General features: G+C 62.5%; 21 protein-coding genes. 8 read left to right on the plus strand and 13 right to left on the minus strand.

Going from position 1 to position 20948, the window contains the following annotated elements; genetic code table 11:
• Window positions 1-44: 44 nt before the first annotated feature.
• The 5 genes from BM408_RS18885 to BM408_RS18905 form a co-directional block, all read right to left on the minus strand.
• A complete protein-coding gene (locus tag BM408_RS18885) occupies window positions 45-2336 on the minus strand; it encodes a methyl-accepting chemotaxis protein (protein ID WP_092131848.1) in 2292 nt (763 codons plus the stop codon).
• A gap of 30 nt (window positions 2337-2366) precedes the next feature.
• On the minus strand, window positions 2367-2897 hold the full coding sequence (locus tag BM408_RS18890) for a chemotaxis protein CheW (RefSeq protein ID WP_092131850.1): 531 nt from the start codon (window positions 2895-2897) through the stop codon (window positions 2367-2369).
• A 23-nt stretch (window positions 2898-2920) separates the two neighbouring features.
• Complete coding sequence (locus BM408_RS18895; RefSeq protein ID WP_007864987.1) at window positions 2921-3286, minus strand: response regulator transcription factor; 366 nt, start codon at window positions 3284-3286, stop codon at window positions 2921-2923.
• On the minus strand, window positions 3286-3684 hold the full coding sequence (locus BM408_RS18900; protein WP_092131852.1) for a response regulator: 399 nt from the start codon (window positions 3682-3684) through the stop codon (window positions 3286-3288). Before BM408_RS18900 ends, BM408_RS18895 begins: the two co-directional genes overlap by 1 nt.
• Window positions 3685-3763: 79 nt before the next feature.
• Window positions 3764-3937, minus strand: coding sequence for a rubredoxin (locus BM408_RS18905; RefSeq protein ID WP_092131853.1), 174 nt, complete (start codon window positions 3935-3937; stop codon window positions 3764-3766).
• 82 nt (window positions 3938-4019) lie between these two features.
• Here BM408_RS18905 and BM408_RS18910 point away from each other — a divergent pair, with 82 nt between their 5' ends.
• Together BM408_RS18910 and hemL are read left to right on the plus strand one after the other, a co-directional pair.
• A complete protein-coding gene (locus BM408_RS18910; protein ID WP_092131855.1) occupies window positions 4020-4988 on the plus strand; it encodes a bifunctional hydroxymethylpyrimidine kinase/phosphomethylpyrimidine kinase in 969 nt (322 codons plus the stop codon).
• Window positions 4969-6300 carry a glutamate-1-semialdehyde 2,1-aminomutase gene (gene hemL / locus BM408_RS18915; RefSeq protein WP_092131856.1) on the plus strand — a complete coding sequence of 444 codons (1332 nt, stop codon included), beginning with the start codon at window positions 4969-4971 and terminating at the stop codon, window positions 6298-6300. The genes BM408_RS18910 and hemL overlap by 20 nt, the downstream gene beginning before the upstream one ends.
• 65 nt (window positions 6301-6365) lie before the next feature.
• Here hemL and purH read toward each other — a convergent pair whose 3' ends face one another.
• The 3 genes from purH to dusB all read right to left on the minus strand — a co-directional run bounded on the left by purH (window position 6366) and on the right by dusB (window position 9343).
• On the minus strand, window positions 6366-7949 hold the full coding sequence (purH, locus tag BM408_RS18920; RefSeq protein ID WP_092131858.1) for a bifunctional phosphoribosylaminoimidazolecarboxamide formyltransferase/IMP cyclohydrolase: 1584 nt from the start codon (window positions 7947-7949) through the stop codon (window positions 6366-6368).
• Between the two features lie 87 nt (window positions 7950-8036).
• On the minus strand, window positions 8037-8273 hold the full coding sequence (locus BM408_RS18925; RefSeq protein ID WP_092131860.1) for a Fis family transcriptional regulator: 237 nt from the start codon (window positions 8271-8273) through the stop codon (window positions 8037-8039).
• The gene (gene dusB / locus BM408_RS18930) at window positions 8270-9343 is read right to left on the minus strand and encodes a tRNA dihydrouridine synthase DusB (RefSeq protein WP_092131861.1); all 1074 of its coding nucleotides are present in this window, start codon (window positions 9341-9343) and stop codon (window positions 8270-8272) included. The genes BM408_RS18925 and dusB overlap by 4 nt, the downstream gene beginning before the upstream one ends.
• Window positions 9344-9486: 143 nt before the next feature.
• Here dusB and BM408_RS18935 point away from each other — a divergent pair, with 143 nt between their 5' ends.
• Complete coding sequence (locus BM408_RS18935; RefSeq protein ID WP_092131863.1) at window positions 9487-9969, plus strand: YqaA family protein; 483 nt, start codon at window positions 9487-9489, stop codon at window positions 9967-9969.
• Window positions 9970-9982: 13 nt separating this feature from the next.
• On the opposite strand, the gene BM408_RS18940 is transcribed toward BM408_RS18935, so the two are convergent.
• The 3 genes from BM408_RS18940 to ychF form a co-directional block, all read right to left on the minus strand.
• Window positions 9983-10720, minus strand: coding sequence for an rRNA pseudouridine synthase (locus BM408_RS18940; RefSeq protein WP_092131864.1), 738 nt, complete (start codon window positions 10718-10720; stop codon window positions 9983-9985).
• Between the two features lie 23 nt (window positions 10721-10743).
• Window positions 10744-11100: a RidA family protein gene (locus BM408_RS18945; protein WP_092131866.1), complete on the minus strand. Its 357-nt coding sequence runs from the start codon at window positions 11098-11100 to the stop codon at window positions 10744-10746.
• Between the two features lie 200 nt (window positions 11101-11300).
• Window positions 11301-12392 (minus strand): redox-regulated ATPase YchF, encoded by a 1092-nt coding sequence (ychF, locus tag BM408_RS18950; RefSeq protein WP_092131867.1) that lies wholly within the window; start codon window positions 12390-12392, stop codon window positions 11301-11303.
• 112 nt (window positions 12393-12504) lie between these two features.
• On the opposite strand from ychF, the gene BM408_RS18955 reads away from it, so the two are divergent.
• On the plus strand, window positions 12505-14352 hold the full coding sequence (locus tag BM408_RS18955; protein WP_175541843.1) for a sensor domain-containing diguanylate cyclase: 1848 nt from the start codon (window positions 12505-12507) through the stop codon (window positions 14350-14352).
• On the opposite strand, the gene BM408_RS18960 is transcribed toward BM408_RS18955, so the two are convergent.
• Window positions 14337-15212, minus strand: coding sequence for an MOSC domain-containing protein (locus BM408_RS18960; RefSeq protein WP_092132044.1), 876 nt, complete (start codon window positions 15210-15212; stop codon window positions 14337-14339). The two genes, BM408_RS18955 and BM408_RS18960, sit on opposite strands and share 16 nt — an antisense overlap.
• Window positions 15213-15356: 144 nt before the next feature.
• On the opposite strand from BM408_RS18960, the gene BM408_RS18965 reads away from it, so the two are divergent.
• The 3 genes from BM408_RS18965 to BM408_RS18975 all read left to right on the plus strand — a co-directional run bounded on the left by BM408_RS18965 (window position 15357) and on the right by BM408_RS18975 (window position 19143).
• Window positions 15357-16478 (plus strand): FAD-dependent monooxygenase, encoded by a 1122-nt coding sequence (locus BM408_RS18965; protein ID WP_092131870.1) that lies wholly within the window; start codon window positions 15357-15359, stop codon window positions 16476-16478.
• 35 nt (window positions 16479-16513) lie between these two features.
• Window positions 16514-17230 (plus strand): DsbC family protein, encoded by a 717-nt coding sequence (locus BM408_RS18970; RefSeq protein ID WP_092131872.1) that lies wholly within the window; start codon window positions 16514-16516, stop codon window positions 17228-17230.
• A gap of 101 nt (window positions 17231-17331) precedes the next feature.
• Window positions 17332-19143 (plus strand): M61 family metallopeptidase, encoded by a 1812-nt coding sequence (locus BM408_RS18975; protein WP_092131873.1) that lies wholly within the window; start codon window positions 17332-17334, stop codon window positions 19141-19143.
• Between the two features lie 23 nt (window positions 19144-19166).
• Here the strand turns inward: BM408_RS18975 and BM408_RS18980 are convergent, their stop codons facing one another.
• Complete coding sequence (locus tag BM408_RS18980) at window positions 19167-19994, minus strand: enoyl-CoA hydratase-related protein (RefSeq protein ID WP_254774881.1); 828 nt, start codon at window positions 19992-19994, stop codon at window positions 19167-19169.
• A gap of 99 nt (window positions 19995-20093) precedes the next feature.
• Here BM408_RS18980 and BM408_RS18985 point away from each other — a divergent pair, with 99 nt between their 5' ends.
• Window positions 20094-20891, plus strand: coding sequence for an enoyl-CoA hydratase (locus tag BM408_RS18985; protein WP_092131875.1), 798 nt, complete (start codon window positions 20094-20096; stop codon window positions 20889-20891).
• The last annotated feature ends 57 nt before the right edge of the window (window positions 20892-20948 follow it).

Genomic DNA, 20948 nt, shown 5'->3' on the forward strand with positions numbered 1-20948 from the left:
GGTTCAGGAATCGGAGTTCGCGGTCAGCGCACAACAGGCGGGCATCAGGCGATCTTGAATCGGGACACCGACTGGCGCAGCTCTTCAGCCATGCGGGAAAGATCTCGCACCTGCTGCGCCGTGGAGCGGGTACCTTCTCCCGTTTGCTCCGTCACCGCAAAAATGTGCTGGATGTTACCGGCCACCACGTTGGCCGATGCGGCTTCGCGGGAGGCGGAATTCGAAATCTGCTCAATCAGGTCAGCAAGCCGGCGTGACACCTGGTCAATCTCGGTCAGTGCGGTACCCGCGTTATCGGACAGTTTGGCCCCTTCAACCACACCCTGCGTGGAGCGTTCCATAGCGGCCACAGCATCCTGGGTGTCGGTCTGAATGGCTTTCACCAGGGCCGAAATCTGACGCGTAGCATCTGCGGAACGTTCAGCCAGTCGCTGCACTTCTTCCGCAACCACCGAGAAGCCTCGTCCGGCTTCACCGGCTGACGCGGCCTGAATAGCTGCATTCAGCGCCAGCACGTTGGTCTGTTCGGTAATGTCGGAAATCAGTTCGGTAATTTCACCAATCTCCTGTGACGACTCACCGAGTCGCTTGATCCGCTTGGAGGTTTCCTGGATCTGGTCACGGATGGAGTTCATACCACCGATGGCGTTTTGCACAGCCTGCAGGCCGGACTCGGCGGCAGTCAGCGATTGGCGCGCCACCTGGGAAGATTCCTGCGCCTGTGTGGACACTTCATTAATTCGGGACGCCATATCAAGCACCGACTGGCCGGTTTCGCGAATTTCGCGCAGCTGCTCGGTCGAAGCCGCCAGCAGTTCGGTGGACGTGCTTTCCACCTGCGCCGTCGTCTGTGCAACGCGGGTAGCCGTGTTCTGTACGTTACCTACCAGCTGCCGCAACTCTTCCACCGTGTAGTTCACCGAGTCGGCGATAGCGCCGGTAATGTCTTCGGTCACGGTTGCTTCCTGCGTCAAGTCACCTTCAGCCACTGTCTGCAACTCATTCATCAATCGCAAAATGGCGGCCTGGTTGGCGTCATTGACGCGCTTGGCGTCCTGCTCCTGCCCCTTGGCTTCCTGACGCTGGGTTTCAGCAACTGCCTGACGCTGTTGACTGTCCTGCACCTGCAAACGGGCCAAACCGGCTGCGCACAACAGCGCAAGGAAAGCGGCACCTGCGAGGATGGCCAGTGAAACCACGCTCAAACCCGTTTGCGACGACAGCTTGCCCTGCAGGTCTTCCAGACCACGGCGAAGGGGTTCGCTGTCCGCAATAATCGAAGACTGCGCTTCACGGGCGGACACCAGGCCCTGCAAGTTACCCAGAATGGCGCCGGCTTGCACGCGCGTTTGTTCATAAAGCGCCATCAGGGCTTCCAGGCGTTCGCGGGTCTGCGGGTCCTTGGAGCCGGCGAGACGCAGTTCGGGGCTGCCTTCTTGCAGGCCTTGAGCAATTTCCTTGAACGAATTCAAGTCCTTACCCAGCAAGAACACGGCTTCGGGGCTCACACCCTCCATCGTCAAGAACTCATTGGCAGACTTACCGATACGCTGGGTCAACATCACCAGCTGGCCGGAGGCCGAGATTTCCGCCGGCGCCGCATTCTGCTGGAGCTTGAGCGACGACACGGTTTCCGCGATTTCCAGCAAGTCCGAAGACTGGCGGTTAATGGTGCGCAGAGCGTTACCCACCTGCGTCAGAATGTTCTGTTGACCCATCACGGTCTTGGCGTTCTTTTCAGCGCGCTCCATGAAGGGGGTGACTTTTTCCACGTCACCTTGCAATTCTTCGCCCACCGGGGCCAGACGCAGGCTGTCTTCGCCGGACTTCAGGCCGCGCACGGTTTTGGACAGAACTTCAGAGCTTTCGCGCACGTCAGGGAAAGCCTGGGCACTGCCCACCAGCGCCTGCGACACGGATTTCGCCAGTCGCTGCGACTGCATCAGGGACTGACCGGTTGCAGCCACCTGTTGAGCGACTTTGTCAGCCTGATTCAGTGCCAGGAAGGTCACCGTACCCAGAACCGCCACGAAAATAGCCAGCAGGAACACCAAAATGCGCTGGTGCTGACCCATGGTCCGGCGGCCCAGCACGGGCAGAAACAGCAGATCGGCGGCTTCGGCGGGTGGCGCATCTTCAGCCGTGGCGATGCGGCTGGCCGGAAAAGCGTCGTCGTTGCCGCCTGCCTGGCGTACCGCCGCAGTCTGCAGGGAGGCCTCATCCATGGCACCGGTTGCAAGAGGATCTGGCGTGCCGACGGAAGCCATGTCCATGCTGTCTTCAGGTTGGACGGATTTGGTTTTAAACAGCTTCTGGATATTTTCAATAACAGACATGGTGAGCCTTCCGGGGAGAAACAGTGTGCGCTATGCGCCTATCGTCAAAAAATGGGCTTGCTGGGCAAGTAACTGAAGGTTGATTTCCTGCCAGGTGGCGCCATTGAGGTCCACATACTGGTTGCCAAAGAAATCGGGGGCGTCGGGCGCTTTTTCGGAGAAGTCGCTGAACGCTTCCTGGTTGCGAAGCCCGGAAAGTTTGTCGATCAACAATGCGCAATTGACCTCCAGGGCGCTGTTGAGCGCAACAAGCCTGGAGTCTGTACGTGCCAACTCATTTTTGGGTGGGGGCGCCTTGCCGCTGACGTAGCTCGCCAGATCGACCACGCCGAACAGGCCGCCCCGCAGATTGGCGACACCGGCGAACCAGGCCTGTGTGTACGGCACAGGCTGCGTACTCACCCATGGGAAAATTTCACCGGACTGACTCAGGGGAAACAGGTACTTCTTCCCGCCGGCTTCCACAGCCAGCCAGGATGCAGCAACACCTTGCGTCCGCGCAATCTGCAGCCTGTCGGCCAGCCGGGTTTGGAGTTCTCTAAGGGCTTGTCTATTCGCCATGCTGTGGTTTTACGCCTTAACGATCAGCCGAGGGCCTTGATTTTGGCCATCAGCTCGTCTGCATCCACCGGTTTGGTGATGTAGTCACGGGCACCCTGACGCATGCCCCAGACCCGGTCGGTTTCCTGGTTTTTGCTGGTGCACATCATGATGGGGATATCCGAATAGAGCGGGTCACGCGTGATGGCCCGGGTCAGCTGAAAGCCGTTTTGGCCGGGCATCACCACGTCCATCAGGATCAGTTCGGGTTTGTCTTCCGCCAGGCGGCGAAATGCATCTTCTGCGTTTTCAGCGGTTTTAACGGTAAAACCATTTTTGACCAGCAGATCTGTCAGAAACATCAGTTCGGTTTTGGAGTCGTCCACCACCAGTATTTTCTTGATTGCCATCACACTACTCCTTGTTTAGCGCTGCCCAGTTCCTGAACGGTCTGCAGCAGCTGATCTTTGGTAAAGGGCTTGGTCAGGTAGTCCTGTGAACCCACCATACGACCTCGCGCCTTGTCGAAAACGCCGTCCTTGGAGGACAGCATCACAATGGGAACGGCGGAAAACTTCACATTGCGCTTGATAATCGCACACGTTTGATAGCCATCCAGACGGGGCATCAAAATGTCGCAGAAAATCAGATTGGGTTCGTAGTCATTGACCTTGGACAGGGCGTCAAAGCCGTCTTCGGCCAGCAATACTTCATGGCCACCCTGTTTCAGGAATATCTCGGCGCTACGCCGGATGGTGTTGCTGTCATCGATGACCAAAACCTTCAGTCCGGAACTGGGAATGCTCACTGCCTATGCTCCTCATGTTGCAGGCCCCGGCCGAACAGGCCGCCCTGCGATTGTTCAGGCTAGTGCCCAAAACGCTTGTTTATATCTGAACCATTTCAAAATCTTCTTTGCGTGCACCGCATTCGGGGCAGGTCCAGTTCATTGGCACTTGGGCCCAGGGCGTCCCGGCGGCAATCCCATGTTCCGGAGCGCCGGCAGCTTCGTCGTAAATCCACCCACAAATTAAACACATCCACGTCATTGATTGAGTCACAGCTTAAGTTGCCTTCGAATAGAATGCAACAATTGTATCGAGGCGGCGTTGCTTATTCGCGTACAAGGCAAAATCGCAGCCTATGGCAAACCCCAAAACCCCTCAACTGGACAGCCGACAGCTCCAAATCGAGGACACGGACGCATCACCAGCCTGCGTGATGACATTCAATGCCAACGACCCCAGCGGAGCCGGTGGCTTGACAGCCGATATTGCATCCATCACGTCTGCGGGCGCGCATCCGCTGGCGGTTGTAACAGGCGCTTATGTTCGCGATACGGCCGAGATTTTCGACCACTTTGCCTTCGATGAAGAAGCTGTAACAGACCAGGCCCGTTCGGCGCTGGAAGACATGCCCGTTGCCGCCATCAAGGTCGGGTTTGTCGGCAGCCCCGAGAACATCTCCACCATCGCCGAAATCGCCTCGGATTATGCCGATGTTCCGCTGATCGCTTACATGCCCAATCTCGCATGGTGGGAAGAAAGCGAAATCGACAGTTACCTGGACGCCTTTCGCGAATTGATGCTGCCCCAGACCACGGTGTTGGTCGGCAACCACAGCAGCCTGTGGCGCTGGCTCCTGCCGGACTGGCCGGGCGAGCGAAACCCCTCAGCCCGCGACATCGCCAAGGCCGCAGCCGACCTGGGCGTGCCTTACACCCTGGTGACCGGCATCCCCATGCCCGACCAGTTCATCGACAACGTGCTGGCCACCCCGCAAGCGGTGCTTTACAGCGAGAAATTTGAACGCTTTGAGGCCGTGTTCGCGGGCGCCGGCGACACCTTGTCCGCCGCGCTATGCGCTTTGCTGGCCAACGGCCACGACTTGCAGGCGGCCACCGCTGAAGCCCTGACCTTCCTGGATCACAGTCTGGATGCCGGCTTTCACCCCGGCATGGGCAACATCGTGCCCGACCGCCTGTTCTGGGCGCAGGCCGACGTCGACCCTGAAGATGAAACCGGGGAAGATGCGGGCGATGCCAGCGACGACATCGACCTGACGTCCACATCCACCCTTGACCTGCCCCCCAATGGAACAACCAAACACTAAGCCCGCTACCCCGCAGACAGCCTCCCGCAACGACGCCCTCTTTGAACGCGCCAAAAAACTGATCCCCGGCGGTGTCAACTCCCCGGTCCGGGCCTTCAAGGCCGTCGGCGGCACCCCACGCTTCGTGCAGCGCGCCCAGGGCGCCTACTTCTGGGACGCCGACGGCAAACGTTACATCGACTACATCGGCTCCTGGGGCCCCATGATCCTGGGTCACGGTCATCCTGCGGTGCTCGAGGCCGTGCAAAAAGCCGCCCTGGAAGGTTTTTCCTACGGAGCACCTACCGAACGCGAAGTCGAACTGGCCGAAGAAATCGTGCGCCTGGTGCCTTCGCTTGAGATGGTGCGCCTGGTCAGCTCCGGCACGGAAGCGGCCATGAGCGCGATCCGTCTGGCGCGCGGCGCCACCGGGCGCAGCAAGATCATCAAATTTGAAGGCTGCTACCACGGCCATGCCGACGCCCTGCTTGTCAAAGCCGGCTCTGGCCTGGCCACCTTCGGCAACCCGACCAGCGCCGGCGTGCCGCCCGAGGTGGTGCAGCACACCCTGGTGCTCGAATACAACCATCTTGCCCAGCTCGAAGAGGCCTTTGCGTTGCACGGCAAAGACATCGCCTGCCTGATGATCGAGCCGATCGCCGGCAACATGAATTTTGTGCGGGCAAGTGTGCCTTTCATGAAACGCTGCCGCGAGCTGTGCACGCAGCATGGCGCTTTGCTGGTGTTTGACGAAGTGATGACGGGGTTCCGCGTGGCCCTGGGCGGCGCGCAAAGCGTTTATGCCCGCAGCATCCCGGGTTTCAAGCCCGACATGACGGTCATGGGCAAAGTGATTGGCGGCGGCATGCCGCTGGCGGCCTTTGGCGGCACACGCGCCGTGATGGAGCAACTGGCGCCACTGGGCCCGGTCTACCAGGCCGGCACGCTGTCAGGCAACCCGGTGGCCACGGCTTGCGGGCTGGCCACCCTGCGGGAAATCGCCAAACCCGGTTTCTACGAAGCGCTGGGCGAACGCACGCGCAGCCTGGTCGCAGGCCTTACGCAGGCAGCCAACAAAGCGGGCGTTCCGTTTTGCGGTGACAGCGAAGGCGGCATGTTTGGCTTTTTCCTGCTCGGGCAGTTGCCGCAGAACTACGCCACCGTGATGACCACTGATAGCCCGGCGTTCAACCGCTTCTTTCACGCGATGCTGGACAGCGGCGTGTACTACGCGCCCGCGCTGTATGAAGCAGCCTTCGTCAGCTCGGCGCACACGGCGGCGGACATTGAAACCACAGTAGACGCGGCAGCAAAGTTTTTCGCCGCGGCCTGAGTCGGCCGCCCAGCCCTTGGCGGGCGAAGACAAGGCCCGGATGGAAAACCGGGCCTTCTCACAACTCAGTGCCGGAAGTGGCGCACCCCGGTCAACACCATCACCACTTCGCGTTCATTCGCAGCGGCGATGACTTCGTCGTCCCGCATGCTGCCGCCAGGCTGGATCACGCAAGAGGCCCCTGCATCCACCACCACGTCGAGCCCGTCACGGAACGGGAAGAAGGCGTCGCTCGCCACCACCGAGCCCTGCAATGTCAGCCCCGCATTGGCCGCCTTGATGGAGGCGATGCGGGCGGAGTCGATGCGGCTCATCTGGCCGGCGCCTACGCCCTGCGTCATGCCGTCGGCGCAGAACACGATGGCGTTGGACTTGACGTATTTGGCGACCTTCCAGGCAAACAGCATGTCGTGAAGCTGCTCTTGGGTGGGTTGCAGCTTGCTGACGACTTTCAGGTCACCAATAGAGAGTTCATGGTTATCGGCGGTTTGCATCAAGAGGCCCGAACCCACGCGCTTGACGTCCATCAGGTTGCGGCCTTGCTTCCAGGCAGTGTCGCCGCCGGGCGGCAGGTCGATCTGCAGGATGCGCACATTGACCTTGCTCTTGAAGACTTCCAGCGCTTCAGGCGTGAAGGCCGGGGCCATCAGCACTTCGACAAACTGCTTTGAAATCTGCTGCGCGGCACGTTCGTCCAGCGGGCAGTTAAGGGCGATGATGCCGCCGAAAGCCGAGGTCGGGTCGGTCTTGAAGGCCTTGCTGTAGGCCTCCAGGCCGTCCTTGCCCACAGCCACGCCGCAGGGGTTGGCGTGCTTGACGATCACGCAGGCGGCGCCGTCCTTGATGAGGTCAAAGCTCTTGACGCATTCCCAGGCAGCATCGGCATCGGCGATGTTGTTGTACGAAAGCTCTTTGCCCTGCAACTGTTTGGCCGTGACCAGCGAGCCGGGCGCGGGGTACAGGTCGCGGTACAGCGCGGCCTGCTGATGCGAGTTTTCGCCGTAGCGCAGGTCTTGCACCTTGATGAAGCGGCCATTGGCCTGGCCGGGGAACATGCCATGGCTGCCGTCGGCCTGGATGCCGGAAAGGTAGTCGCTGATCGCGCCGTCGTACTGGCTGATGCGGTTAAACGCCGCCACTGACAGCGCAAATTTGGTCTTGTCGGTCAGCTTGCCGCCGGCCTTGAGTTCGGCCAGCACACCTTCGTATTGCGATGCGTCGGTCAGCACGCCCACGTCTTTCCAGTTCTTGGCGGCAGAGCGCACCATGGCCGGTCCGCCGATGTCGATGTTTTCAATCGCATCTTCCAGCGTGCAGCCGGGCTTGGCCACGGTCGCCTCAAACGGGTAGAGATTGACGACCAGCAAATCGATGGTGGCGATGTCGTGTTCTTTGATCGCCGCCATGTGTTCCGGAAAATCGCGGCGGGCCAGCAGGCCGCCGTGGATCTTGGGGTGCAGGGTCTTGACGCGGCCGTCCAGCATTTCCGGAAAGCCGGTGTGGTCGGCGACTTCGGTTACGGGCAGGCCCGCATCGGCCAGCAGCTTGGCGGTGCCGCCGGTGGAAAGCAGCTTGATGCCCAGGGCGTGCAGTGCCTGTGCAAATTCGAGGATGCCGGTTTTGTCGGAAACGGAGATCAATGCATTCATGGTGGTCTTCTCAAAAGGATGTCGGTTCGGGCCGAATGGGATGAGGCCGAACGAGGGGAAACTCTGGCGCCTGTTTTCTGACGGCTGTTATTTGATGAGCTTGTGCTCAACCAGCTTCTTGCGCAGGGTGTTGCGGTTCAGGCCCAGCCATTCGGCGGCGCGCGACTGGTTGTTTTCGGCGTGCTGCATGACCACTTCGAGCAAAGGTTTTTCCACCACCCGGACCATCATGTCGTACATGCCATCAGGCTCAATGCCACGCAGGTCCTTGAAATAACTCTCCAGACTGGCGCGTACGCACTCTTCAATATGTTTCTTGCTCATGCAGCAGCTTCCTCCTCGTTTTTATAGCTGTTCTTTTTTGCCGGGCTGTTTTCGCCGCCCGTCTCTTCAGCACCGGCCGGTATGCGGTCCATATGCTCGCCCAATTCCTGAAAAAACGCGCTCACCGCCTGCAGTTGCGCATCGCAGTCTTCCAGCAGATTCATACGCGCGCGAAAGGCTTCGCCACCGGGCAGTGTTTTGACGTACCAGCCGATGTGCTTGCGCGCCGTGCGCACGCCGGTGAATTCACCGTAGAGCGTGTAGTGGTCGCGCAAATGGTCGACCAGCAGCCGCTCAACTTCAGCCACCAGCGGCGGCGCCAGGTGCGCGCCGGTGGCCAGGAAATGCGCGACCTCACGAAATATCCAGGGCCGGCCTTGCGCCGCGCGGCCAATCATCACGGCGTCGGCGCCGGTGTAAGCCAGCACGTCACGGGCCCTTTCTGGGCTGCTGATGTCGCCGTTGGCCACCACCGGAATACGCAGCGCGGCCTTGACGGCGGCAATCGTGTCGTACTCGGCCGCGCCCTTGTAGCCCTGCTCGCGCGTGCGGCCGTGCACGGTAATCATTTGCACGCCGGCGCTTTCGGCAGCGCGGGCAATCGTCAGTGCGTTCTTTTCAGCCTGGCACCAGCCGGTGCGCATCTTGAGCGTGACGGGAACCTTGTGCGGTGCACAAGCGGCCACCACGGCTTCCACGATCTGCAGCGCCAGGGTTTCGTCCTGCATCAGCGCCGAGCCGGCCCATTTGTTGCAAACCTTCTTGGCCGGGCAGCCCATGTTGATGTCGATGATCTGCGCGCCGCGGTCAATGTTGTAGGCCGCGGCGTCGGCCATCATCTGCGCATCGGTGCCGGCGATCTGCACGGCAATCGGCGCGTCCTCGCCTTCATGGTTAGCGCGGCGCGAAGTCTTCAGGCTGTCCCACAAATCGCGGCGCGATGTCACCATCTCGCTGACCGCATAACCCGCGCCCAGTTTTTTGCTGAGCTGGCGAAACGGCCGGTCTGTCACGCCGGCCATGGGCGCGACAAACAGGTTGTTTGCCAAAGCGTAGGGGCCGATGTTCATGGAAAAGGGAGTGCTGCCGGTTGCTGAAAAAGGAGGCACGATTGTACCTGCTGAAAATTTCAGCAATTGAAAATTGCACACGGAGTTGTAAGCGTCTTCCTGACACAACAGCCGCCCCGGCCTGCCTATACTCGAATGCATATATGCCAGCCTGGATTCAACACCTGATCGAAATTTTGGCCCTGCCCGAATACGGCCTGAGCACGGTCTTTGTGGTGTCCTTCATTTCGGCCACGCTGCTGCCGCTGGGCTCGGAGCCCGTGGTCTTTGGCCTTGTCAAACTCAACCCTGCGATGTTCTGGCCGGCTGTGCTGGTGGCTACGGCCGGCAACACGCTGGGCGGCGCGCTGGACTGGTGGATGGGCTACGGCGCCCACAAGGTGGTCGACAAATACCAGCATTCGTCACACCATGGCCACGCCATCCGCTGGCTGGAAAAGCTAGGCCCCAAAGCCTGCCTGCTGGCCTGGTTGCCGATAGTGGGTGATCCCCTGTGCGCGGTAGCGGGCTGGCTCAAGTTTCCGTTCTGGCCTTGCCTGGCTTACATGGCGATCGGGAAATTTCTGCGCTACTTTCTGATGACGGGGAGCCTGATCTGGGCCTTTCCGGGTGTCGTCACCGGATAAGCCCGCATCAAGATCAGAAGCGTTCGTGCGGCAGCAAATAGCGCCACTGCCCCGGCGGCAGCTGGCTCATCGCCACACGCCCAATGCGCAAGCGCTTCATGCCGTTCACCTGTAAACCCACGCTCTCGCACATGTAGGCGATCTGGCCCGGCACCTCGCCCTTGAGGGCAAACCGCAGGCGGGTTTCGTTTTGCCAGCTGACCTTGGCCGGCGGCAGCAACGCGCCCTGGTAGGTGAAGCCGTGGTCCACGCGGTTCAACCGGTCCAGGCCGCCGGGCTTGATGGCGCCGCTGACATCGACAACCACTTCATGCTCCATCACACGGGCGTCTTCGCGCAGCTTGCGTGTTACGCGCCAGTCCTGCGTCAGCACGACCAGGCCACTGGCCGGTGTGGCCAGGGGTGTCACCAACTCGACAGTCGAGAAATGTTTTTTGAGCGGCCGGATACCCGAGCGGTCGTCAGGCGACTGCGTAGCGGCTGACAGCAAGGGCGCCAGCGATTCGGCCGCGCCGTCAGCCCCCGCCACATAACCCGCGGGTTTGTGCAGCAGCAAGGTCACCGGCGTCAGCGCCAGCAGGCTGGCGTTTTTGTCGAGCGCTATGGCCTGGTCCAGCACGCGGAACTGCGGCTCTTCCACCGTGACGCCGTCGACCGTGACCCAGCCGCCTTCGATGTACTGCTCGGCCTCGCGGCGTGAACAGGACAGCATTTCGGCCAGGCGTTTGGCCAGGCGCACAGGTTCTGTCATCGCGGCGGGGTCTTCAGGGCCGACTAGTCTTGCGCCGCAACCACGCCGATTTCGACGTGGTACTTGGCCGCCGCCAGGCGCGGGCTCATGACCGTGGCACGCGCGGGCGTGGCGCCGGGCACCACCCAGGCTTCCCAGGCGCGGTTCATTTCGCCGAAGGTATCCATGTCGGTCAGCCAGATGGTGGCGCTCAGCAGACGCGACTTGTCGCTGCCGGCCGCCGCCAGCAGGCGGTCGATATTGGCCAGGATGCTGCGGGTCTGTTCGTACACGCCGGGGCCGGCATCGTCACCGGCCACCTGGCCTGCGAGGTAAACGGTTTTGTTGTGAACAACGGCCTGGGACATGCGCGGGCCGGTTTCAATGCGCTGGATGGACATGGTGTGCTCTTTCAAAGCGAGTGTTTCAAGGGGATGGCCTGCCTTGGCAAGCCGTTTGGCCAAGCTTACAGGTTCGATCGTGCAATCTACACGGTCCTATCAAGTGCCGCCGTCGAACCGGCTAAGCCGGGCGACAAGCGGCGTCCCCTGCAAGGGGAGAATGGGCTACACGCAGTGAGCCCAGACAGGGGTGTCCCCATTCAGCTGCTGAACAGGAAGTTCATGACGTCGCCATCCTTGACGACGTATTCCTTGCCTTCACTGCGCATCTTGCCCGCATCCTTGGCGCCCTGCTCGCCCTTGAAGCTGATGTAGTCGCCAAACGCGATGGTCTGCGCGCGGATATAGCCTTTTTCGAAATCGGTGTGGATCACGCCGGCCGCCTGCGGGCCGGTGTCGCCCACATGAATGGTCCAGGCGCGCACTTCTTTCACACCGGCTGTGAAGTAGGTTTGCAGGCCCAGCAGCTTGTAGGCCGCGATGATCAGGCGATTAAGGCCCGGCTCGTCCTGGCCGATTTCGGCGAGGAACATCTTTTTATCTTCTTCGTCCATGTCGGCCATTTCGGCCTCCATCTTGGCGCAGATCGCCACCACAGGCGCCTTCTGGGCGTCGGCATAGGCTTTGAGGCGGTCCAGCAGCGGGTTGTTGTCAAACCCGTCTTCGGCCACGTTGGCCACAAACATGGCCGGCTTGGCCGTGATCAGGAAAAACTGCTTGAGCAGCGGCAGGTCTTCCTTGCTGAAATCCAGGGTGCGCACCGGTTTGCCTTCATTGAGCGCAGCCTGGCATTTTTCGAGGATGACGACGAGCTTGGCGGACTCCTTGTCGCCGGAACGCGCGACCTTGGTCACGCGCTGCAGGGCTTTTTCAACGGCGGCGAGGTCGGCGAGGCATAGCTCGGTCTGGATGACTTCGATGTCGGAAATCGGGTCGACCTTGCCGGCGACGTGAATCACGTTGTCGTCTTCAAAGCAGCGCACCACATTGATGGTGGCGTCGGTTTCGCGGATATGGGCCAGGAATTTGTTGCCCAGGCCCTCGCCCGTGCTGGCGCCCGCCACCAGGCCGGCAATGTCCACAAACTCGACGATGGCCGGAACAATGCGTTCGGGCTTGACGATTTCGGCCAATTGGGCCAATCTCGGATCGGGCACTTCGACAACGCCGACATTCGGCTCAATCGTGCAAAAGGGGTAGTTTTCAGCCGCAATCCCCGCTTTGGTCAACGCATTGAACAGGGTGGATTTTCCGACGTTAGGCAAGCCTACAATGCCGCACTTCAAACTCATGACAAACCTTCAAAAACAGGCTGAGAAGTGTATGCGATGCGCGGCCCGCCGGGGTTGGGCCGCTTTATGGCAGGCAATCGCCACCCCATTTGCCACCCTATTTACTACCCTTTTGCTCGCCGGGTCTTTGCTGCAGGCAGGCCCGCTGCAGGCCCAGCCCGTCCTCACCTTGAACGACGCCGTGCCCGTGATGGACGTGCGCGCCGACGCCCTCATGTGGATCGATGCGGAAGGCACGGCCGCCATCGAGCAACTGACCAGCGAACGCCCGGGCGTGGCCTTCACGCCAGCCAAAGCCGACACTGTTTATTCGCTGGGCCCCAAGGCGGCGCTCTGGCTGCACTACCGCTTCACCAAATCATCCAGCTCACGCCAGGACTGGCTGCTTGAATTCCCCCTGCCCCTGCTGGACCTGGCAACCGTCTACCAGCGCAGCCAGGGCGGAAGCTGGACTTCCCAGTCGGCCGGCGACACCGTGGCCGTCTCCAGCTGGCCAGAACCCGGCCGCTATGGCCAGTTCCAGCTGAACCTGCGGGACAACGGCGTGCATGACGTCTACGTGCGCATCCAGCACCTGACGGAAGTCGGCATTCCGATCCGCGTCAGCACCCGCAGCCAGCAGGCGCAACGGCTTCAACTGGAATACCTGGCCATCGGCGTGGTGTTCGGCGCGCTGGTGCTGCTGATCGTGGCCTGCGCGGTGCAAAGCTGGGTGTACCGCGACAAGGCCTACGGCTGGTATGCCGTTTACGCCTCCGTCATGGCGCTGGTGGTGGCCTCCTGGACGGGCGTGGCGGGCCATTTGCTGTGGAGCGACTTCAGCGCCTGGAACAACCTGGCGCAAGGCTGTCTGGGCCTGCTGGGCGGCGGTGCGGCCCTGCTGGTTGTGCACCACCTGTGCGGCATAGGGACGCGCCACAAGGGCTTTGAGCGGGTGACTTACTGGGTCGGCGTGGCCGGCCTGCCGCTGGCCCTGGTCTATACCGTGCTGGACCGGGGGTCCGGCGTGCGCATGATCGGCATTTACCTCATCCTGATCGTTGTGATGGGTGTGGGCCGGGCCTACCTGACCTGGCAGCGCAAGGACATCGTCGGCTTCTGGGTGCTGGCGGCTTTCACCCCGCTGGCGCTGGCGACGCTTCTCATCGTCGTCAGCATCCTGGGCCTGATCTCCGCATCATGGCTGTCGCAATACGGCCTGATGGCCGGCCTCACGATTGAAGTGCCCATGCTGCTGGTCGCGCTGAACCTGCGCTCGCGCGAACGCCATGCGGTCGAAGCGCGCGAGCAGGCCATGTCCAGCCAGGATGCGCTCACGGGCCTTCTGGCGGCCCACCTGTTTCACGACCGCTTCATGCAGGTGGTAGAGCGCGCCAAGCGCTACCAGGAGCCGGCCGCTGTGGTCTACATCGAGCTGGTCAACTACCGCTACATCAAAAAAACCTGGGGCACGGCGGTGGCCGAGCAAAGCCTGCTGCGCAGCGTCATCAAGCTGCGCCGCATCCTGCGCGACGTCAACACGGTGGGCCGCGTCGACGAAGCCCGCTTCGGCCTGATCCTCGAAGGTGTGGCCTCGCGCACGCCGGTCACCGAACTCTCGGCGCGCCTGATTGCCGCCGGCCTGATGCCGCTCAAAGGCCTCAAGCCGGAAGTGGTGCTGCAGTTTCATGTGGCGGGTGTGCTGCTGAGCGAGCGCCTGGGCAGCCACGAAGCCATTGCGCAGGCGCTGGCCGACTTGCTGCACAGCATGGGCGCCCGCACGCGCCGCCCCATCCGCTTTCTGGAGCCGGAGCTCACGCACCCCATGCCGCTGGGAGCTGCCGCTGATTCAGGCTTTGACGGCGCCGACTCCGGGCCCCGGGTGTCCCGGCCGCCTCGCGACTCCAAACCGCCAGTCGCAGAGCACGGCGGCCGCGCGCCGACACCGCTGCGGGCCGTCAAGAGTCACTCGAACAGGTAACTCGCGCCCGCCGCCTGGCCCACCTTGAGCTGGTGGTCCACACCCGCCAGCACGATGAGGTTCATGCCGAAAGTCAGCGCGCCATTGACGCGGGCGTCCTGGCGGTAGGTTTGCAGCATGTCGCCCACTTCCGGGCTGCTGGTGGCGGTGGCCGGGTCGATATTGGGAATCGGGCAGCGCGGGCAGGGTTTGACCGGCTTGAGCTCGACAACGCCCTGCTCCGTGGCGATCTGCAGCAGCTCGATGCGGTCTTCGTCATGCGGCGCCAGCTCCTGGTCGCCGGGCGCATCGCCCAGCACGATGTTGGGCCGAAAACGTTCCATGCCGACCGGCGCAGAACCCGCGGCCACCATCTTTTCATTGAACTGCGCAAGCGACGCCTCGCTGATGACCAGCAGCGGATAGCCGTCGCTGAACTGGTTGAGCGCCTCGACGCCGCCCGTCCACTGCAGGCTGCAGACACGCTTGTGTTCGGGGTCAAAGCGCACCAGGCGCGCCGGCTGGCCGAGGAAATCGGTGAACCACTGGGCCGCGATGGCGCCCATGTCATAGGCCTGCACTTCGTCCTTCCACACCTGCACGCGCACCGGCTCCTCAACCTGGTCCAGCGCAATGTGCAGCGCCAGCATGCCGGGTGCGCGCAGCACCATGTCGCTGTGCCTCAGTTGCGGCTTGATGAGCGCCATGCGCGGCAATTCGCGCTGAGTGAGGAAGTGGCCTTTGTCGTCCACCACCATCCAGGCGCGGTCAAATTCCAGGCCGGTCTCTGTCAGGATGACGTCTTGCACCTGCACGCCGGCGCAGGATTTCACCGGGTAGACATAAAGGCGTGAAATCACGGCCGAGATGTCGGATGGCATCTGGCCAGCGGCCGCCGCGGTGTTATTGGATGTATCGCTCACGTCTTCCAGGCCTTTATCTTTATGAATGCAGATTCGATGGGAGATCAGGCGGCTATTGCCGGCCGCAAAGGAGCAATTTTGCACTGCCTTCTAAAATGAGGCATGACCAAGACCTTTGATGTCTGTATTCGCGGCGACGGCGTGGTGGGCCGCACCCTGGCGCTGTTGCTGGCGCGTGAGCGCCTGCGCGTGGCGCTGGTCACCCGGCCTGAAAAGCCCGCAGGGGCACACCCCGTTGCCGATGTGCGCGCCTATGCGCTCAACAGCGCCTCGCGCGGCGTGCTGGAAGGCCTGCGTGCCTGGCCTGAAGCCCGCTTTGCCACGCCGGTGCTGGAGATGCAGGTCTGGGGCGACAACGGCGGCAAGCTCGACTTCACCGCCCACAGCGTGGGCCAGGACGCCCTCGCCTGGATCGTCGATGTGCCGGCGCTCGAGGAGCAGTTGATCCAGGCGGTGCGCTACCAGCCGCAAATTGAAACCGTGACCACGCCAGCCAAAGCCGCGCTCAACGTGATCTGCGAAGGCCAGAAAAGCGCCAGCCGCGACGAATTCGGCCTGACTCGGTCCGTCAACTGGACCGTAAAGCCTTATCCGCAAAAAGCCATCGCCGCCCGGCTTGAGCTGGCCAAACCGCACGGCGGCGTGGCCCGCCAGTGGTTTAGCGGCGGCCAGGTGCTGGCGCTTTTGCCTTTATCCGCCGAACAGGGGAACTTGGCGGCGCTGGTGTGGTCAGTCTCTGTGGAGCGCGCAGCCGTGCTGGAGAAAATGCCACCGGAAGAATTTTGCCAGGCGCTGGAAGCCGTGTGCGGCCAGGAAACCGGCCCGCTGCACTTGACCAGCGAGCGCGCAAGCTGGCCGCTGGCGCTGGCTAGCGCCGGCCATTGGGTCGGCCCCGGCTGGGCTCTGGCGGGGGACGCGGCGCACACGGTGCACCCGCTGGCCGGCCAGGGGCTGAACCTGGGCCTGGCCGATGCGGCCTGCCTGGCCGGTGTGATTGCCAAGCGTGAGTATTGGCGCGGGCTGGGCGACGAAAAGCTGCTGCGCCGCTACGAAAGGGCGCGCAAGGCCGATGTGGCGGCGATGGGCGCGGTGACCGACGGACTGCACGGGATTTTTGCGCAGACCGACGCGCGCTGGCAGGCGTTGCGCAACTGGGGCATGAAGGGTTTTGAGCGCAGCGGCTTCCTCAAGCACTGGCTGACGCGGCAGGCGGCGGGTTTATAGAGACGTCAGAGACAGCGATACCTACTGGAACACCGATGAAATTTTTGAAATCACTCGCCGTATTCGGCCTGCTGGCCGCGAGCCTTGCCACGGCATTCGCCCAGGAAGCCGTCATCCGCAAAAACCTGGCGGAGAAATTCCCCGCTTTCGCAAAAATTGATGAAGTAACCAAAACCCCGATGAGCGGGCTTTATGAAGTGCGTGTTGGCTTTGACATCTTCTACACCGACGAGCAGGGCGAATACCTGCTGCAGGGCAACCTGCTCGACGTCAAAAACCGGCGCAACCTCACTGAAGAGCGCGTTGAAAAACTCAGCGCGGTGGATTTCGACAAACTGCCCCTGACCGACGCCTTCAAGATCGTGCGCGGCGACGGCAAACGCAAGCTGGCGGTGTTTGAAGACCCCAACTGCGGTTACTGCAAACGTTTTGAGCGCGACCTGACCAACGTCGACAACGTCACCGTTTATCTGTTTCTGTACCCAGTGCTGGGGCCGGACTCCGTGACCAAGTCGCGCAACATCTGGTGCGCCAAGGACAAGGCCAAGGCCTGGAACGACTGGATGCTGCGCAACACCACGCCGGCCAACGCCGAGTGCGATGTCGCGGCCCTCAAGCGCAACCGCGAATTCGGCCAGAAGTACAACATCACCGGAACGCCTACCCTGATCTTTGCCGACGGCTCGCGCGCCCCCGGCGCCGTCAGCGCGCAGGAAGTCGAAAAAATGCTGGTTGCCGCCAAAAAGCCTTGAGGACCCGGAAAGCCCTTTCAACGGTATTTGGGAATTTTTGCCGTCCTGGACGTTTTCGGTCTCCTCCAATCGGCTTATAGGTGGAGTATTCTTTACCCAAGATGCCAGGCACCCCCAAAAATCCCCCCACTCCCCTTCACTACCGCGTCGAAATAGGCGACCTCCACGCCCATCTCTTTCGCGTCACGCTCACCATCGCACGGCCCGAGGCGCTGCAGCGCGTTTCGCTACCGGTGTGGATTCCGGGCAGCTACCTGGTGCGGGAGTTCGCAAAAAACCTTCAGCACCTGGAGGCCCGGCAAACCAGCCGCACGCTGCAGGTGGAGCAACTGGACAAATGCACCTGGCAGGTCGCCTGTTCGCCCGCCAAGCCGCTGGTGCTGCGTTATGAGGTTTACGCCAACGACAACTCGGTACGCACCGCGTGGCTGGACGCCCACCGCGGTTTCTTCAATGGCACCAGCCTGTGCCTGAAGGTGCAGGGCCAGGAAGCCGCAGTGCATGTGCTGGAAGTCCCGGCGCCCAAAGCGGTTTCAGGCTGGTCGCTGGCCACGGGTCTCACAGCGCGCGATGTCAACAAGCAGGGCTTCGGCAGCTATGAGGCAGCCGACTACGACGAGCTGGCCGATTGCCCGGTGGAGATGGGCGCGTTCTGGAGCGGCACTTTCAGCGCGCGCGGGGTGCCCCACCGCGTGGTGGTGGCGGGGGCCACACCCAGCTTTGATGGCGCCCGGCTGCTGGCCGACACGCAGAAGATTTGCGAAGCCGAAATCCGCTTTTGGCATGGCGCGAAAAAGCCGCCCTTTCAGAATTACCTCTTCATGGTCAATGCGGTGGACGACGGCTACGGCGGGCTGGAGCACCGCAACTCCACCGCGCTGATCTGCAAGCGCCAGGACCTGCCCCGCACGGGCGAGCCGCGCACCTCCGAGGGCTACACCACGCTGCGCGGCCTGATCAGCCACGAGTACTTTCACACCTGGAACGTCAAGCGCCTGCGCCCGGCCGAGTTTGAACACTACAACTACGCCGGCGAAAACTACACCAGCCTGCTGTGGTTTTTTGAGGGCTTTACCAGCTACTACGACGACCTCTTTCTGCGCCGCGCCGGCCTGCTGGACAACGCGGGCTACCTCAAGGTGCTCAACAAGACCATCAACCAGGTCATGCAGACGCCGGGCCGGCTGGTGCAGTCGGTGGCCGAGGCCAGCTTTGACGCCTGGGTGAAGTACTACCGCCAGGACGAAAACACGCCCAACGCCACGGTGAGCTACTACACCAAGGGCGCGCTGGTGGCGCTGTGCTTTGACCTCACGCTGCGCGGCGAAGCCAAGGAGCACCGCGGCGCCAAAGCCGCCACGCTGGACGACGTGATGCGGGCGCTATGGCTGCGCTGCAAGGCCGGCGCCATGCGCGAGGCCGACTTTGCGGATGAGCTGGCCGCGGCCGGCCACCGCTCTTACGCGGGCGAGCTGTTGCGCTGGGTGCATGGCCGCAGCGAATTGCCGCTCAAGGATTTGCTGCAGCAGCACGGCGTGGCGGTCACGGAAGAACCGGCGCAGCTCGCCCAGCGGCTGGGCCTCAGGGCCACCGAGAACCAGGGCGTGGTGCAGGTCAAGACGGTGCTGCGCGGCGGTGTGGCCGAGCGCGCCGGCTTTGCAGCGGGCGACGAATGGCTGGGCGTGGAGCCCGTGGCCAAAGCGGGCAGCCGCGCGGCCGACGGCGGCTGGCGCATGAGCCGGCTCGACGACCTGCCGCACTACGCCGGCAATGCCAAAAAAGTGATCGCCCTCATCTCGCGCGACAAGCGCCTGATGCGGCTGGAGCTGGCCATGCCGCCCGCGCTCACCACCTGGCGCCTGGCCGTGAAAGATGCGGCACTGATGGACCAGTGGCTGGCGCCCAAGGCTTGAACGCCGGGGGCTCGAGAACAACTTTATTCGCCCTTGAACACCGCCGGCCGCTTTTCCAGAAAAGCCGCCACACCCTCAAAGTAATCGTGTGTATGGCCCAGGGCCGACTGCATGTCGCGCTCGGCATCGAGCTGCTGGTTCAGGGTGCGGGTCACGCCCTCGCGCATGAGCTGGCGCGTCGCCACCAGCGCGCGGGTGGGCAGGGCCGCCAGGCGCTGCGCCATTGCCGTGGCGGCGGCCAGCGGGTCTTGCGCCACGTCCCAGATCAATCCCCACTCTTTGGCCTGCGCGGCCGGCAGTTTGTCACCGGTGAAGGCCAGCGCCATCGCGCGGGCCAGCCCCAGCTTTTGCACCAGAAACCAGCTGCTGCCGGCGTCGGGCACCAGACCGATCTTGCTAAAGGCCTGAATAAAGCTGGCGCCGGGCGCGGCCACCGCCATGTCGCAGGTCATGGCCAGCGAAGCGCCCGCACCTGCCGCCACGCCGTTGACAGCCGCTACCGTAGGCATGCGCAGGCCCAGCAGGCGGCGTGCCGTGGGGTTGAAAGCCTGGTCGATCAGCGGCCCGGGGTCGGCGCGTGCTATGCGATTGGGGCCGGGCGAGAAATCGAACTCGGCCAGATCCGCCCCCGCGCAAAAGCCGCGGCCCGCGCCGGTGATCACGAGCGCGCGTATCTTTGGGTCCGCCTCGGCCTTGTCCAGCGCGGCCCACAGCTCGCGGTGCATTTGCCGGGTGAAACTGTTGAGCGCCTGCGGGCGGTTGAGCGTGACGATGGCGGCAGCGCCCTCGGTGGTGTACAAAACCGTGGGGTCGGCGGCGGCGTTGGCAGGGGTGGAATCAGATGCGGTCATGAGAGGTCTCCTCTCCCGAATCTAGCATTGCAGACAGGGTTGCGGCGGCCGGGCGCATGGCATCATTGGAGATGCATTTCAGTTCAAAGGACTTCTCACATGCCTTCCACGACCTACGAAACCATTGAAACCCGCACCGAAGGCCCTGAAGGCCTCAAAGTGGGCATCGTCACCCTGAACCGGCCCAAGCAGCTCAATGCGCTGAACGACCAGCTCATGGACGAACTGGGCGACGCCCTCAAAGGCTTTGACGCCGACGACGGCATAGGCTGCATCATCCTGACCGGCAGCGAAAAGGCCTTTGCCGCCGGCGCCGACATCGGCGCCATGGCGACCTACACCTTTGCCGATGTCTATAACAAGGACTACATCACCCGCAACTGGGAACAAATCCGCAGCGTGCGCAAGCCGGTGATCGCGGCGGTGAGCGGCTTTGCCCTGGGCGGCGGCTGTGAGCTAGCCATGATGTGCGACTTCATCATCGCCGCCGACAACGCCCGCTTCGGCCAGCCGGAAATCAAGCTGGGCATCATCCCCGGCGCCGGCGGCACGCAGCGCCTGCCCCGCGCTGTGGGCAAATCCAAAGCCATGGACATGGCCTTGACCGGCCGCATGATGGATGCGCAAGAAGCCGAACGATCCGGCCTGGTAAGCCGCGTGGTGCCGCTGGAAAAACTGATGGACGAAGCCCTGGGCGCCGCGCTGCTGATCTGCGGCTTCGGCCGCACCAGCGTCATGGCCGCCAAAGAAGCCATCAACCGCGCCTTCGAAAGCGGCCTGAGCGACGGCGTGATGTTCGAGCGGCGTCTGTTTCACTCGTTGTTTTCCACCGACGATCAGAAAGAGGGCATGGATGCCTTCGTGAACAAGCGCAAACCCGTCTTCAAACACCGCTAAAACCGAGCGGGGGACGCGGGACTGGCTTTGCCAGACCGCGGGCACCGCCCCCTAGAG

The organism is Polaromonas sp. YR568, from assembly GCF_900116715.1.
Taxonomy (GTDB): domain Bacteria; phylum Pseudomonadota; class Gammaproteobacteria; order Burkholderiales; family Burkholderiaceae_C; genus Polaromonas.

What these genes read in the sequence shown, in the direction of transcription:
- BM408_RS18925 (WP_092131860.1), bottom strand. Translation starts at nt 8,273, where the DNA reads ATGAGCAAGAAACATATTGAAGAGTGCGTACGCGCCAGTCTGGAGAGT.
- BM408_RS18945 (WP_092131866.1), bottom strand. Translation starts at nt 11,100, where the DNA reads ATGTCCATCCAGCGCATTGAAACCGGCCCGCGCATGTCCCAGGCCGTT.
- purH (WP_092131858.1), bottom strand. Translation starts at nt 7,949, where the DNA reads ATGAATGCATTGATCTCCGTTTCCGACAAAACCGGCATCCTCGAATTT.
- BM408_RS18895 (WP_007864987.1), bottom strand. Translation starts at nt 3,286, where the DNA reads ATGGCAATCAAGAAAATACTGGTGGTGGACGACTCCAAAACCGAACTG.
- BM408_RS18975 (WP_092131873.1), top strand. Translation starts at nt 17,332, where the DNA reads ATGCCAGGCACCCCCAAAAATCCCCCCACTCCCCTTCACTACCGCGTC.
- BM408_RS18890 (WP_092131850.1), bottom strand. Translation starts at nt 2,897, where the DNA reads ATGGCGAATAGACAAGCCCTTAGAGAACTCCAAACCCGGCTGGCCGAC.
- BM408_RS18985 (WP_092131875.1), top strand. Translation starts at nt 20,094, where the DNA reads ATGCCTTCCACGACCTACGAAACCATTGAAACCCGCACCGAAGGCCCT.
- ychF (WP_092131867.1), bottom strand. Translation starts at nt 12,392, where the DNA reads ATGAGTTTGAAGTGCGGCATTGTAGGCTTGCCTAACGTCGGAAAATCC.
- BM408_RS18940 (WP_092131864.1), bottom strand. Translation starts at nt 10,720, where the DNA reads ATGACAGAACCTGTGCGCCTGGCCAAACGCCTGGCCGAAATGCTGTCC.
- dusB (WP_092131861.1), bottom strand. Translation starts at nt 9,343, where the DNA reads ATGAACATCGGCCCCTACGCTTTGGCAAACAACCTGTTTGTCGCGCCC.
- BM408_RS18980 (WP_254774881.1), bottom strand. Translation starts at nt 19,994, where the DNA reads ATGACCGCATCTGATTCCACCCCTGCCAACGCCGCCGCCGACCCCACG.
- BM408_RS18970 (WP_092131872.1), top strand. Translation starts at nt 16,514, where the DNA reads ATGAAATTTTTGAAATCACTCGCCGTATTCGGCCTGCTGGCCGCGAGC.
- BM408_RS18960 (WP_092132044.1), bottom strand. Translation starts at nt 15,212, where the DNA reads ATGCCATCCGACATCTCGGCCGTGATTTCACGCCTTTATGTCTACCCG.
- BM408_RS18910 (WP_092131855.1), top strand. Translation starts at nt 4,020, where the DNA reads ATGGCAAACCCCAAAACCCCTCAACTGGACAGCCGACAGCTCCAAATC.
- BM408_RS18885 (WP_092131848.1), bottom strand. Translation starts at nt 2,336, where the DNA reads ATGTCTGTTATTGAAAATATCCAGAAGCTGTTTAAAACCAAATCCGTC.
- BM408_RS18965 (WP_092131870.1), top strand. Translation starts at nt 15,357, where the DNA reads ATGACCAAGACCTTTGATGTCTGTATTCGCGGCGACGGCGTGGTGGGC.
- hemL (WP_092131856.1), top strand. Translation starts at nt 4,969, where the DNA reads ATGGAACAACCAAACACTAAGCCCGCTACCCCGCAGACAGCCTCCCGC.
- BM408_RS18935 (WP_092131863.1), top strand. Translation starts at nt 9,487, where the DNA reads ATGCCAGCCTGGATTCAACACCTGATCGAAATTTTGGCCCTGCCCGAA.